The organism is Streptomyces sp. NBC_01214, assembly GCF_026340975.1.
In the GTDB taxonomy this organism is placed as follows: Bacteria; Actinomycetota; Actinomycetes; order Streptomycetales; family Streptomycetaceae; genus Streptomyces.
This window is the reverse complement of the sequence record NZ_JAPEOS010000001.1, coordinates 1,925,079-1,938,103: the sequence shown is the minus strand read 5'-3', so window position 1 is coordinate 1,938,103 and position 13,025 is coordinate 1,925,079. Positions and strand designations below refer to the sequence as shown.

Here is a 13,025-nt window from a genome sequence, read left to right as displayed (position 1 = left end):
ACCGCAGACGGTCTAGGGGGCGGCGTGGTCCCGGCGCGGCAAGGCGTCGTAGGGCTCCTCGGCGTCGGAACCGCACAGCTCCATGTTGATCTGCCGCACCAGTTTCACCAGGTCCGTCGGACGGTCCGGGCCCCACCAGTCGCCGAGCAGCTCGGCGAGGGACTCTTGCCGTGCCTCGGCGAGCTTCGTGGCGCACGCGCGCCCCTGGTCGGTCAGGACCAGCGGCAGCCCCTCCCGGACGGCGAGCCCGCGCTCCTCGATCTGGCGGGCGGCGTCCGTGACGACCTTCAGCGGCACGTTGACGCGCTCGGCAAGCACCGCAGGCTCCGCGGAGCCGTACCTCTTGATCCGCAGCAGCAGCCAGCTGGAGGCGGGCAGCAGGTCGTAGCCCGCCTTCTCGGTGATCTTCTCGTAGACGTGCCGGCGGCCCTCACGGGTACCGAGGACCGACAGGGCACGGGCGACCTCGTCGTGGGAGGAGCGCTGGACCGGGTTGGAAGCCAGGGTCTCCGTCACGTCCGGGGCGGTGACCGAGCCGCGGAGCTTGTCCTCCTTCAGGAACCAGGCGATCACGAAGGCGATCAGGACGATCGGCACCGCGTAGAGGAACACGTCGGTGATGGCGGTCGCGTAGGCGTCGAGCACCTGCGGTTGGAGCTCGGCGGGAAGTGCACCGATGGCCCGCGGGTCGGCCTCCAGCTGCGCGATGCTCGCACCGGCCGGCAGCGTCACTCCCGCGAGGGAGGCGGCCAGCTTGTCATCGAGCTGGTTGGTGAAGACCGTACCGAAGATGGCGACGCCGAAGGAGGCGCCGATGGATCGGAAGAAGGTGGCACCGGAGGTGGCGACGCCGAGGTCGGCATAGCTGACCGCGTTCTGCACCACCAGGACGAGCACCTGCATGACCAGGCCCAGTCCGGCACCGAAGACGAAGAAGTAGACGCTCATCTCCCAGGTGGAGCTGGTGCGGTGCAACTGGTGCAGGAGGAGCAGACCGAGCGCGGTCACCGCCGTGCCCGCGATCGGGAAGACCTTCCAGCGACCGGTACGGCTGACGATCTGGCCGGAGACGGTGGAGGTGAGCAGCATGCCGATCACCATCGGCAGCATGTGGACGCCGGACATGGTCGGTGAAACGCCCTGGACGATCTGGAGGAAGGTCGGCAGGTAGACCATCGCGCCGAACATCGCGAAGCCGACGACGAAGCTGATCGCCGAGCAGAGGGTGAAGGTGCGGATGCGGAACAGACCCAGCGGCAGGACGGGTTCGGCGGCCTTGCGCTCCACGAGGAGGAAGCCGACGAGCAGTACGGCGCCGAGGACGGCGACGCCGATGATCTGGGCCGAACCCCAGCCCCAGGTACCGCCGAGGGAGGCGACGAGCACGAGACACGTGGCAACGCAGGCGATGAGGAAGGTACCGAGGTAGTCGATGGTGTGGCGCGAGGAGCGCGCCGGAATGTGCAGGACGGCGGCGATGACGACGAGCGCGACGAGACCGATCGGGAGGTTGATGTAGAAGACCCAGCGCCACGACAGGTTGTCCACGAACAGGCCGCCCAGCAACGGGCCCAGCACGCTGGTCGCGCCGAAGACCCCTCCGAAGAGGCCTTGGTACTTGCCGCGTTCGCGCGGCGGGACGATGTCGCCGACGATCGCCATCGACAGCACGATCAGTCCGCCGCCGCCCAGGCCCTGCAGGGCGCGGAAGCCGATGAGCTGGGGCATGTCCTGGGCGATCCCGCACAGCGCCGACCCGATGAGGAAGAGGACGATGGCGTACTGGAAGAGCTTCTTGCGTCCGTATTGGTCGCCGAGCTTGCCCCACAGGGGGGTGGCGGCGGTGGAGGCGAGCATGTAGGCGGTGACGACCCAGGACAGGTGCGCCATGCCGCCGAGGTCGCTGACGATGGTCGGCAGGGCGGTGGAGACGATGGTCTGGTCGAGGGCGGCGATCAGCAGGCCCAGCAGCAGGGCTCCGATGGAGACGAGGACGTCTCGGGAGGCGTGCTCGGCGGCGGGGCCGGCCTTCTCCGGGTCGAAGACGGGGCCCGGGCCCTGCGCGCTCACATCCTGGGCCATCGATACCTCCTCAGGCCGGATCAACATCTCCATCCTGAGCGGTGTGTCCGGTTATGGCCTCTCGGACGGTTGGGAGGTCCCCTGCGGGTCTGCATAATCGCAGGCAATAACCAGGGAGGGAGTCCAGTGAGCCGTCAGCACTGTCCAGAATGCGGTGCCGCCGGCGCCGGCTGCGGGTGCGTGCCGGGTGTGGGTTTCAACCCCTTGCGCATCCGCCCGTACGTGACGTTGTCCGACCCGGCCGAGCCGGACAGCCCGGTGTCCCCGCAGCCCGTGTCCGGGGCGGTGGCCCCGGAGCCGCAGGCGCCCGCGCCGGACGACACCCCGGCGTACGGGATACCCGTACCGCCGCAGGACGGGCCGTGGCCTGCGGGGCCCGCCGGACCCGCGCACGCCGCGCACCCGGCCGAGACGGTCCGCCTCCGGACGATCCCGTCAGCGGACCACACGTACGACAGCGAAGCGGGAGGGGGTGGGGGCGGGGGCGGGGGCCCGAAGAAGCGAACCGGCCCGGCCGCCCGCAAGCCACTCGCCCTGCTCATCGGCGCCGCGGCGGCGGTCGCCCTCAGCGGGACGGCGGTGGCGGTGTGGGCGCTCCCGGGTTCCCCCGAGAACAACGAGGCCGTGCTGCTGGACGCGAAGGCGTCGGCGCCCGTGACGAGCGCCGCCCCGGCCGCGCCCTCCGCGAGCCCGTCCCCGAGCAAGGGCAGCCCCTCCCCCTCGGCCTCCCCGTCGCCGAGCGCCTCGAAGTCGGCGTCGCCGTCGCCGTCCCCGTCGCCGAGCGCTTCCCGCACATCGGCGCCCCCGTCCCCCAGCCCGTCTCCGAGCGCGACCCGCCCTTCCAGTCCGCCGCCCTCGCAGGCCCCGACGCTGCGGCACGGGGATTCGGGTTCGGAGGTGGAGAAGCTCCAGCGGCTGCTGGCGGCGCAGGGCCTGTACCGGGGCCGGATCAACGGCCGGTTCGACTGGCGGGTGGAGGAGGCCGTGTCGGAGTTCCAGTACGACAGGGGCATCGACGATCGGGAATGGGGCTTCTACGGGCCGGTGACCCGCAAGGCCCTGGAGGGATGAGCGTCACATGTCCGCTGGTGGCGAGGACTGCCCTTTGTTTTGTATCGTGAGGGAACAAAGTGGTTCCGTCCTCACTCCCTGACCGGTGGACGGAACCACTTGTTCTCTTTCCCGCCCCGTCTGGAGTCCCCCGATGCCGGCCAGCACCACCACCGCACCCGTCGCCCTCACCGCCAAGGCCCTGCTCCTGGACATGGACGGCACGATCGTCAACTCCGACGCGGTGGTCGAGCGCTGCTGGCACGACTGGGCGGTCTCCCACGGGCTGGACCCGCAGGAGGCCATGAAGGTGGTCCACGGCCGCCAGGGCTACGCCACCATGGCCGTACTCCTGCCGGACCGCCCCATGGAGGTCAACCACGCCGAGAACGCGGTGATGCTGGCCCGCGAAACGGCCGACACCGACGGAGTGGTTCCGGTCCCGGGCGCCCCGGAGTTCATGGCCGCGATCGACGGGCTGCCGCACGCCCTGGTCACCTCCGCCGACACCGCCCTGGCCACGGCGCGGATGACCGCCGCCGCCCTGCCGATGCCCGACGTACGGGTCACGGCCGAGTCCGTCCAGGCCAGCAAGCCCGACCCCGAGGGCTTCCTCATGGGCGCCGCCGCGCTGGGCGTGGATCCGGCCGACTGCATCGTCTTCGAGGACTCGGCCGCGGGCATCACCGCGGGCCGGGCGGCGGGCATGCGCGTGATCGGCGTGGGCCCCCGCGCAGCCGCCCACGCCCCGACGGCCCACGTCCCGGACCTGACGGCACTCCACGTCACGACCACCCCGGACGGCTCGATCACCATCACCCTCCACCCGGCGGCCTAACACCCGAACCCCAGCACGCCGCCCCCGCGCCGCCGGACCTACAAGGCCCAGCCGGGCGAGGTCGGAGGGCGGGGCGGCGGGGGCTTCGGAGGGCGGGAGCCGGCGGCGGCTTCGGCAGTCGGGAGCCTCTCGGCCGGCATCAGGGACGGGTATGTGGGTTTCCCGTCAGTCTCATCGTCCCTCCGTGTCGGGCCGGTCCCTCAAGGGCGCTCCTTCGTCGCGTCGCTACGCGACGTCGCTGCGCTCCACCCTTGACCGACCGTCCCGCCCCGGAGAACCGAAGACCGCCGGGAACCCCCCAAAAGAACGGGCCGGGGGATGCTTTCCAGGGACGGGCAGGTCGGAGACACCCACCCCTGTCGGACGCGAAGAGCCACGACCGAGAGACGGGCCCATCCAGACCCGGCCCCCGGGTCGGTGGGCGCACCCAATCGCTACGCGCTCCTCACCTCTCAGCGTCCGACGACCGTCTTGGGCCGGACATAAGCCGCCCACGGCCCCAGACATTCCCACCGAGGGCGCCCGACGACCGTCCGCGGCTGGACATAAGCCGCCCACGACCCGCAGGCGCTTCCCATGGGAGGCGTCTGACGACCGTCTGGGGCTGGCCATCGGCCGCCCACGGCCTCGGTCCGACGCTCGGCCTGCGCCCGACGACCGCCTTGGGCCGGACATAAGCCGCCCACGGCCTCGGGGGTTCCCATGGAGGGCGTCCGACGACCGTCCAGGGCTGGCCATAGACCGCCCACGACCCGCAGGTGCTTCCCTCGGGAGGCGTCTGACGGCTGTCCGGGGCGGGCCAAAGGCCGCCCACAGCCTCGGTCCGACACTCGGCCTGCGCCCGACGACCGCCTTGGGTCGGACAGCGGCCGCCCACAGCCTCAAGCGTTCCCACCGAGGGCGCCCGACGACCGTCCGTGGCAGGCCATAAGCCGCCCACGACCCGCAGGTGCTTCCCTCGGGAGGCGTCTGACGGCTGTCCGGGGCGGGCCAAAGGCCGCCCACGGCCTCGGTTCGACGCTCGGCCTGCGTCCGACGGCCGTCTTGGGTGGGACATAGGCCGCCCACACCTCAGGTGTTCTCGCTGAGGGCGCCCGTCGACTGTCCGGGGCTAGCCATAGGCCGCCCACGACCCATAGGCGCTTCCCTTGAGAGGCCTCTGACGCCCGTCGAGGGTGGAGGGGCGTGGAACAGCGGCTATTTCGTAGTGGATGCGGGTCAGCGCGCGTGGGCGGCCCGAAACGCTGGCAGTTTGCATCAAATGACCCTGTTTGGGGGTGGGTTTGTGGTGTCGAGTCCGCGCTGACTCGGCTCCACTACGGAATAGCCGAGCTGCCGGCCGGCCGTCCCTCCCATCGGCTCTCATCAGCCCCTGACGGCCGCCGGTCGCGGGCACGGAGCAGCGCGTAGCGATCTGAGGCGGCCCGCGCCCGCCCCCAGACGGCCGTCGGACGCGTGTCGGGCGTCGGATCGAGGCCGTGGGCGGCCTATGCCCAGCCGCGGACGGTCGTCGGGCGCCCTCGGTGGGAACGCCCGAGGCCGTGGGCGGCTTATGTCCGGCCCAAGACGGTCGTCGGACGCTGAGAGGTGAGGAGCGCGTAGCGATTGGGTGCGCCCACCGACCCGGGCCCGGGCCTGGATGGGCCCGTCTCTCGGTCGTGGCTTTTCGCGCCCGACAGGGGTGGGTGTCTCCGACCGCCCGTCCCTGGAAAGGAAAGCCCGGCCCGTTCTTTTGGGGGGTTCCCGCCAGTCTTCGGTTCTCCGGGGCGGGACGGTCGGTCAAGGGTGGAGCGCAGCGACATCGCGAAGCGACGCGACGAAGGAGCGCCCTTGAGGGACCGGCCCGACACGGAGGGACGATGAGACTGACGGGAAACCCCCATACCCATCCCTGATGCCGGCCGGCAGGCTCCCGCGCACCTCGACCCCGCCGCGCCCCCTGACACGGACGGCTACGGCACCACCCGGGCCCCCGCTCCCGCACCGCACCACCCCGCCCCGCTCCGCTCCTTACTGCCCCACTCGCCCGTCGATGCGTTCCCGTAGGAAGTCCGCGTGGCCGTTGTGGCGGGCGTATTCCTCGATCATGTGGACCAGGACCTCGCGGAGCTCCATCGGCTCGTCGCCGTGCCCGCTGTCACCCGTGACGTCCAGGTCGGCGGCCTCCGCGACCAGTTGTTCCGCGAAGGCGACTTCGGCACGCCAGGTGGCCCACGCGTCTGCGACCACCTCGGGGTCGGCCACCGCGCCGGTGAACTCCCCCGCGCGGTCTTCCTCCGTGCGGTAGTGCCGACGTATCTTCTGGCCCGCCATGACCTGCCGGAACCAGTACTGCTCGACGCCCGCGAGGTGGCGCACGAGACCCAGGAGGGACAGGTTGGACGGTTCCACCGAGCGCCGCGCCAGGGCCTCCGCGTCGAGGCCCGCGCACTTGAGCTCCAGCGTCAGGCGCTGGTCGCGCAGGTAGCCGGCGAGTACGGCGCGCTCGCCCTGGAACCCGCCGTCGGTCCGGGTGTCCTCGTCGGGGTGGACGAACATGTTGGACCAGCCGAACTGCCGCTCCTCGGCGGACACCGGCGGGGACACCGGCGCGGACGCGGATCGAGGTGCGGGCTCGACGGCGGGGCCGGTGGAGGCGGTAAAGGTGGTCGCGTCTGTCACGCGCACGAGCGTGACCCGTACGTCTCCTCTCCGCAAGGAAATATCCGCCACCGCCGACCCACACCTGCGACGCGTCAGCCCGCGATCGCCTCGTAGAGCGAGAACGCGGCCAGTGCGGCCATCACGGCAGCCGCGATCTTGGTGATCAGTCGCAGCGGCACGTACTTCATCAGGGTGCGTCCGCCCAGGATGCCGATGCCCGCGACCGCCCACAGGGCGAGCACGGCGCCGATGCCGACTGAGACGGGGTTGTCGTACCGGGCGGCGAGGTTGGCGGTCATGATCTGGGTCAGGTCACCGAACTCCGCCACCAGGATCAGCATGAAGCCCGCCCCGGAGACCTTCCAGAAGGACTGGTCGGAGGGCGGCTTGACCTCCTCGTCCCCGTCGTCCTTCTTCAGGAGCAGCATGGCCGCGCCCAGCAGGAAAAGGATGCCGACGACCGCCTGGACGAGCCGGTGCGGGAGCAGCGTGAGGACGCTGCCTGCGGCGATGGCGAGTGCGACGTGTACGGCGAAGGCGGCGGCGACGCCCGCGAAGACGTAGGAGGCGCGGTAGCGCGTGCCGAGCATCAGGCCGGCGAGGGCCGTCTTGTCGGGGAGTTCGGCAAGGAAGACGACGCCGAAGGCGATCGCCGTGATGCTGAAGCTGAACACGGGGGTGAAACCTCGATCGGTCGGGCAGGGCGCCATCGGGACCGAGAGACCTGGGGTGTGTCAGGAGTCGCTTCGGCTCGGCGGCGCCCTGGCTTGCGCGTGCGCGTACGAAACGCGCCTGCACTGAACAGGACACTGCGGCCGAAGGTCTCGCTGGCCTGCCGCTGTCCGCGACCTGCCTCCGGGCGCCGGCTGGTGTGACCCAGCAGTATGTCGACGGTCCGGCGAAGAGCTACTCCCCTTCTGCTCCGAACAGAATACGCGACGCCCGCGACGGGCCGGAATAGGCCTTTGGTCCCGTCCGGACGGTCCAGGACGGTCCAGGACGGGGCGCGGCGCGCAGGCCGGGGCGCGCAGGCCGGGGCGGTGCGAGGCGGTCGTGCCGGCGGACGGTGGCCAGGCCGGCGGGCAGCGCTCGGACCGGCGACCGACAGAAGGGCGAATCCGACAGACGCCCGGGCGAGTCCGGCCCCCTGCCGAACGGGAGCGCGGGAGGGCGGGAGCGCGGGAGCGCGGGGCGGGGCCGCCCCGGGCGGCATGCGAGCCTCCCCCCTGCGGAATATCAAACTCCGTTTAAATCAAGCGTGTTGGCGACTTGATGTGACGTGCTCATGTCGCCAGGCTGTCACCTGGCGCCCATCCCCGCGATACCCGGCGCCGCCACGATGGCCACGCCCCGCCGGGGCCCGCACGGCCACACCCCCCGCACCCAGGGAGCCCCCATGGCACTCATACCCAGCATCTACGCGCGTCGAATTGGCGTGCTCGCGTCAGCCGCTGCACTGGCCGCGCTGACCTCCCTCCTCAACGCCCCCGCCGCCCAGGCCGCCCCGCCCGCCCCCATCAGCGCCTCGGCCGCCCGCGCCTACCTGGCGACGGTCACCCCGAAGACCGAGGGGTCCACCAGCGGCTACAGCCGCGACCTCTTCCCGCACTGGAGCACCGTCTCCGGCAGCTGCAACACCCGCGAGACCGTCCTGAAGCGGGACGGCGTCAATGTCGTCCAGGACTCCGCCTGCGCCGCGGTGAGCGGAAGCTGGTACTCCGAGTACGACGGCGCCACCTGGACCGCCGCCTCCGACCTCGACATCGACCACGTCGTCCCGCTCGCCGAGGCCTGGCGTTCCGGTGCCAATTCCTGGACCACGAGCAAGCGCCAGCAGTTCGCCAACGACCTCACCCGCCCGCAGCTCATCGCGGTCACCGACAACGTCAACCAGGCCAAGGGCGACCTCGACCCCGGCAAGTGGCTGCCTTCGCGGACGTCCTACCGTTGTACGTACGCACGGATGTGGGTCAACGTGAAGCAGTACTACGGTCTGAGCATGGACTCCGGCGAGAAGACGGCCCTGGTCAACATCCTGAACGGCTGCTGACCCAAGCCGGCCGATCTTTCCCCCGCCAGGGGGAGGCGTGGCTCCCCCCACCCGTCGTACCGTGATCGAAGGGGCTACGGAGGAGGGGGAGTTGCATGGCCGGACTGCGTCTGGGGCCGCTGCTGCGCCACGTCGACTGGGACACGGGCCGGTCGGCCACGATATGGGTCGAGGTGGACCGCCCGTGCACGGCCGAGGTGCGGTGCGCGGACGGGGCGGGCGGCAGCGCGCCCACGTTCCAGATAGCCGGTCACCACTACGCGCTGGTGCCGGTGACCGGCCTGACCCCGGGCGCGACCACGGCGTATGAGGTACTGCTCGACGGCCGGCCGGTGTGGCCGCTGCCGGAGAGCGGTTTCCCGCCGAGCACGATCACCGCTCCGGCCGTGACGGGACCCGGCCGACCCTCGCCCGGGCTGCGCGTGACCTTCGGTTCCTGCAGACAGGCGGCGCCGCCCGCCGGCCGGCACGGGCCGCACGGCGCGGACGCACTGGACACCCTCGCGGCGCGGCTGGCCGCCGACCCGGAGGCGGTGCGTCCGGACGTCCTGCTGCTCCTCGGCGACCAGGTGTACGCGGACGCGCTGTCCCAGGAGACCCGGCAGTGGCTCGCGGCCCGACGGGACCTGCGGGAGCCGCCGGGCGCCCAGGTCGCAGACTACGAGGAGTACACCCGGCTCTACTACGAGTCCTGGCTCGACCCGGAGATCCGTTGGCTGCTGTCGACGGTCCCCAGCCTGCACATATTCGACGACCACGACGTCATCGACGACTGGAACACGAGCGCGGCGTGGCTGGCGGAAATGCGGGCGACGCCGTGGTGGCGCGAGCGCGTCCTCAGCGGGCTGATGTCGTACTGGGTGTACCAGCACCTGGGCAACCTCTCCCCCGCCGAACTGGATGCCGACGCGGTGTACGGGGCGGTACGGCAGACCCCCGACGGCACGGACGCGCTCCAGGCCTTCGCGTCCTCGGCGGATGCCGATCCCGGCTCGGTGCGCTGGAGCTATCGGCGCGACTTCGGCCGGACGCGGCTGCTGATGGTGGACACCCGGGCCGCGCGGGTGTTGGCCGAGGACGGGCGGGCGATGCTCGATCCGGCGGAGCAGCAGTGGCTGCGGGAGAACGCCCTGGCCGGGCACGGCGGTTACGACCATCTGTTGATCGGGTCCTCGCTGCCCTGGCTGATGCCTCCGCTGATCCACGATGCCGAGACGTGGAATGCCGCGCTGTGCCGCGGGGAGCGGGGGCCGCGGTGGGCACGGATCGGGGAGGATCTGCGCCGGCGCAGCGATCTGGAGCACTGGGCGGCGTTCCCGGCTTCGTTCGCGGCCCTGACGGATCTGATCGAGGAAGTGGGGACGGGGCCGCGGGCGCCGGCGACGGTGTGCGTGCTGTCCGGGGACGTGCATCACGCGTATGTGGCCGAGCCTCGAATACCGAGTACGGCACGGGTGTTCCAGCTGACGTGCTCGCCGGTTCACAATTCCATCCATACCGCAGTGAAGTGGGGTTTCCGGCTGGGCTGGTCCCGGACGGGGCGGTGGCTGGGGCGCGGCTTCTCCCTGCACGGACGCACGGGTCGGCCGCCGCTGAACTGGCGGCGTACGGGTGGGCCCTGGTTCGGGAACCAGCTGATGACGCTGGCCCTGTCGGGGCGGACGGCGCGGCTGCGACTGGACCAGGCGCGCAAGAAGCGCGAGGGGGCCGTGTTGGTGACGGTGCTGGACCGGGATCTCACGGCGGCGGAGTAGGGGATGTGGCGGGCCCTAGCGGTGTGGGGCGGTGGAGTTGGCGTGGCGGCGGTGCGGGCGTCCTTGGCGGGCGGGCGCTCCCGGGAGGCGTCGGTTCCCGGCGGGCGGACCGGGCAGGCGCCCCGGGCATCCGGGGTGCGAACGCCGGGCGTACGCTGTCTGGCTGTCAGGCCGCTCCTGCCGCTCCCCGCGACGTCGCGGCGCTTCGTGTCGCAGCACGTCAACCGGACTGGGGACTCCCGTTTTGTTTGAGACGCTGGGATCGCTGACCGCGAGCCCATGGATCTACGCCCTCGTGGCGGTGTCCATCGTGCTCGACGTCTTCCTCCCGGTGCTCCCGAGCGGGGTTCTGGTGATCACTGCGGCGGCGGCTGCGGCGGCCGCCGGGGCGGCGGGCCCGGTGCCGGTACCGGAACAGGTGCCGGACATCCTGCTCCTGCTCGTGATCGCCACGACCGCCTCGGTGTTGGGCGACATGGCCGCGTACCGGCTGGGCCGGCGCGGCGGAGCCCGGCTGGACCGGGCCATCGCCCGCTCCCGTCGGCTGACCCGCGCCCACGAGCGCCTCGGCACGGCTCTGGCACGCGGTGGCGGTGCTCTGGTGGTCATCGCCCGCTTCGCCCCGGCGGGACGCTCGGTGGTGTCCTTGGGTGCGGGCAAGACCCAGCGCAAGGTGGCGGAGTTCCTGCCCTGGTCGGTCCTGGCGGGCATGGCCTGGGCCGGTTACAGCGTGGCCCTCGGCTACTTCGGTACGCAGTGGCTGGGCACCCAGTGGCTCGGCACCGCCCTGTCCGTCGTCGCCCTCTTCGCCGCCGGCGCCCTGGCGGCCTTCCTGGTGCGCCGCCCGGAGGCGGCCGCGGCGGCGACGTAGGTCGTCCGGCGGGGCTCGGCTCCCCCGGGTGGAGCAACGGGCTCACCCGTTCACCCGGCCCCGATCGCCGCTCCAGGGCTGGGCTCCTAGCGTCCACAGCACGGTGCGCAACCGAATCCGCGTCACATCAGTGGCCTGGCCGCGCCGTTTCGACGAGCCGAGGAGTCCTCTCCATGCCCGCCAAACCGCCCGCCGCACCGCTCGCTGCACCGCCTGCTGCACCGCTCGCCGCACCGCCCGCCACGGTGCTCGCCACGGCCCGCCGCCGCCTGATGACCGTCGCGGCCGCGACCCTCATCGCCGCTGCCGCCGCTCCCGCCACCCTCGCGTACGCGGCCCCCTCCGCCACCGTCTCCCCCACCGCCGTCGCCCCGGGCGGCCGGGTCGCGCTGAACGTCTCGGGCTGCGGAACACAGGTCGCCAGGGTCACGTCGACCGCCTTCGGCGAGGCCCGGCTGACCCCGGGCAGCCAGACGGCCGCCAGCCTGATCGGGAGCGCCACCGTCTTCAGCAACGCGAGCTCGGGCACGCACCGCGTCGTCTTCGAGTGCGGCGGCCCCGGCGGCGAGCGCGTCACCTTGTCCCTGCAGGTCAGCTCGGGTGCGGCTCGCGGTGGCACGGGCGGCAGCATCGGTTCGATGAGCCCCGGGCAGATCGCCGTGGGCAGTGCCCTCACCGCGGGCGCACTCGGTGCCGGAGTGTGGGTGATGCGTCGCCGCGCGGCGGCCTCGTAGGCGCCGACCGGGTCCGACCGGGTCCGACCAGGTCCGACCAGGTCCGACCGGGTCCGACCAGGCGACCGGGTCACGCCGGGGTGACCTGCCCCCGTACGTGCACCCCGTCGAGCAGTGCCGCGGTGGCCTCGGCGACGGCGTCCACGGCCGCCTCGAACACCTCGCGGTTGTGCGCGGCGGGCGCCCGGAACCCGGACACCTTCCGTACGTATTGCAGGGCGGCGGCGCGGATCTCTTCCTCGGTCGCCTTCTCGGGGATGGCGGGCGGGCGCAGGGTCTTAATGGAACGGCACATACCCCTACTATCCCGCTACCGGGGAAGCTCGGCCCCGGAAAGTTTCATGATCAGACCGGCTTGTAGGCGGGCCCTGAGCCCCGGGTCCTCGACCGCGTCGAGCAGTTCGATGGCCTGCTGGGTCGTCTCGGCGGCCCGCCGGTCGTCGCGCAGCGAGGCGGTCTGGTCGGCCATGTGCTTGAGCGCGATGTCGGCCCGCCGGTGGAAGAGCTGCCCGATCAGGGTGGTGATCAGTCCCGCCGAGCTCGTGACGATCCCCAGGTAGAGCTCCCCGCCGCCCTCGGCCTTCCAGACGGCCAGCCCGATCCCGAAGAGCAGGATCGCCGCTCCGACCCCGGCGAACCGCTGGCTGGTCGCGAAGCTGCTCCGTGCCTGGGTCAGTCCGTAGGCGTAGTACTCCACGAGGATCGGCGTGAAGTCGTCCCGCCGGTCGCCGAGCTGCGCCGCGGGATGCGGGATCCCGCCGACGTCCTGGAACTTCCCCCCGCCGGCCACGACGGCGGACGGCCCGTCGGCCTCGGCATCGGCCGCGCCCGGTTCGGCGAGGTGCGCGAGCAGCCGTACCCGCTCCTCGTCCCGCTTCCGCTCGAAGCCCGCCCCCAGGGACCGCTCCATCAGTGCCAGTGCCACGGCGACCGCGGCCACGACCAACCCACCCCACGCGAGCTCGCCCATCCCCCGACGATCCCACGCCCCGAACCGGGGGCC

At 72.0% G+C, this 13,025-nt stretch carries 11 protein-coding genes; 6 read left to right on the top strand and 5 right to left on the bottom strand.

Annotated elements, in window-relative coordinates; genetic code table 11:
- Nucleotides 1-12: 12 nt before the first annotated feature.
- On the bottom strand, nt 13-2,082 hold the full coding sequence (locus OG594_RS09360) for an MFS transporter (RefSeq protein WP_266597083.1): 2,070 nt from the start codon (nt 2,080-2,082) through the stop codon (nt 13-15).
- A gap of 189 nt (nt 2,083-2,271) precedes the next feature.
- Here OG594_RS09360 and OG594_RS09355 point away from each other — a divergent pair, with 189 nt between their 5' ends.
- Both OG594_RS09355 and OG594_RS09350 read left to right on the top strand, forming a co-directional pair.
- Nucleotides 2,272-3,153, top strand: coding sequence for a peptidoglycan-binding protein (locus OG594_RS09355; RefSeq protein ID WP_266597081.1), 882 nt, complete (start codon nt 2,272-2,274; stop codon nt 3,151-3,153).
- A 133-nt stretch (nt 3,154-3,286) separates the two neighbouring features.
- Entirely contained in the window at nt 3,287-3,970 is a 684-nt protein-coding gene (locus tag OG594_RS09350; RefSeq protein WP_266597079.1) for an HAD-IA family hydrolase, read from the top strand.
- 2,010 nt (nt 3,971-5,980) lie between these two features.
- On the opposite strand, the gene OG594_RS09345 is transcribed toward OG594_RS09350, so the two are convergent.
- Complete coding sequence (locus tag OG594_RS09345; RefSeq protein WP_266602739.1) at nt 5,981-6,508, bottom strand: DinB family protein; 528 nt, start codon at nt 6,506-6,508, stop codon at nt 5,981-5,983.
- A gap of 197 nt (nt 6,509-6,705) precedes the next feature.
- Entirely contained in the window at nt 6,706-7,287 is a 582-nt protein-coding gene (locus OG594_RS09340; protein ID WP_266597077.1) for a TMEM165/GDT1 family protein, read from the bottom strand.
- A gap of 731 nt (nt 7,288-8,018) precedes the next feature.
- Here OG594_RS09340 and OG594_RS09335 point away from each other — a divergent pair.
- The 4 genes from OG594_RS09335 to OG594_RS09320 all read left to right on the top strand — a co-directional run bounded on the left by OG594_RS09335 (nt 8,019) and on the right by OG594_RS09320 (nt 12,022).
- Nucleotides 8,019-8,663: an HNH endonuclease family protein gene (locus OG594_RS09335; RefSeq protein ID WP_266602737.1), complete on the top strand. Its 645-nt coding sequence runs from the start codon at nt 8,019-8,021 to the stop codon at nt 8,661-8,663.
- A 95-nt stretch (nt 8,664-8,758) separates the two neighbouring features.
- Complete coding sequence (locus OG594_RS09330; protein ID WP_266597075.1) at nt 8,759-10,417, top strand: alkaline phosphatase D family protein; 1,659 nt, start codon at nt 8,759-8,761, stop codon at nt 10,415-10,417.
- A 244-nt stretch (nt 10,418-10,661) separates the two neighbouring features.
- Nucleotides 10,662-11,288 (top strand): DedA family protein, encoded by a 627-nt coding sequence (locus OG594_RS09325; RefSeq protein ID WP_266597073.1) that lies wholly within the window; start codon nt 10,662-10,664, stop codon nt 11,286-11,288.
- Nucleotides 11,289-11,461: 173 nt separating this feature from the next.
- Nucleotides 11,462-12,022: a hypothetical protein gene (locus OG594_RS09320; protein WP_266597071.1), complete on the top strand. Its 561-nt coding sequence runs from the start codon at nt 11,462-11,464 to the stop codon at nt 12,020-12,022.
- A 70-nt stretch (nt 12,023-12,092) separates the two neighbouring features.
- Here the strand turns inward: OG594_RS09320 and OG594_RS09315 are convergent, their stop codons facing one another.
- Together OG594_RS09315 and OG594_RS09310 are read right to left on the bottom strand one after the other, a co-directional pair.
- A complete protein-coding gene (locus OG594_RS09315; protein WP_266597069.1) occupies nt 12,093-12,317 on the bottom strand; it encodes a DUF2277 domain-containing protein in 225 nt (74 codons plus the stop codon).
- A 15-nt stretch (nt 12,318-12,332) separates the two neighbouring features.
- A complete protein-coding gene (locus tag OG594_RS09310) occupies nt 12,333-12,992 on the bottom strand; it encodes a hypothetical protein (RefSeq protein ID WP_266597067.1) in 660 nt (219 codons plus the stop codon).
- Between the last annotated feature and the right edge of the window lie 33 nt (nt 12,993-13,025).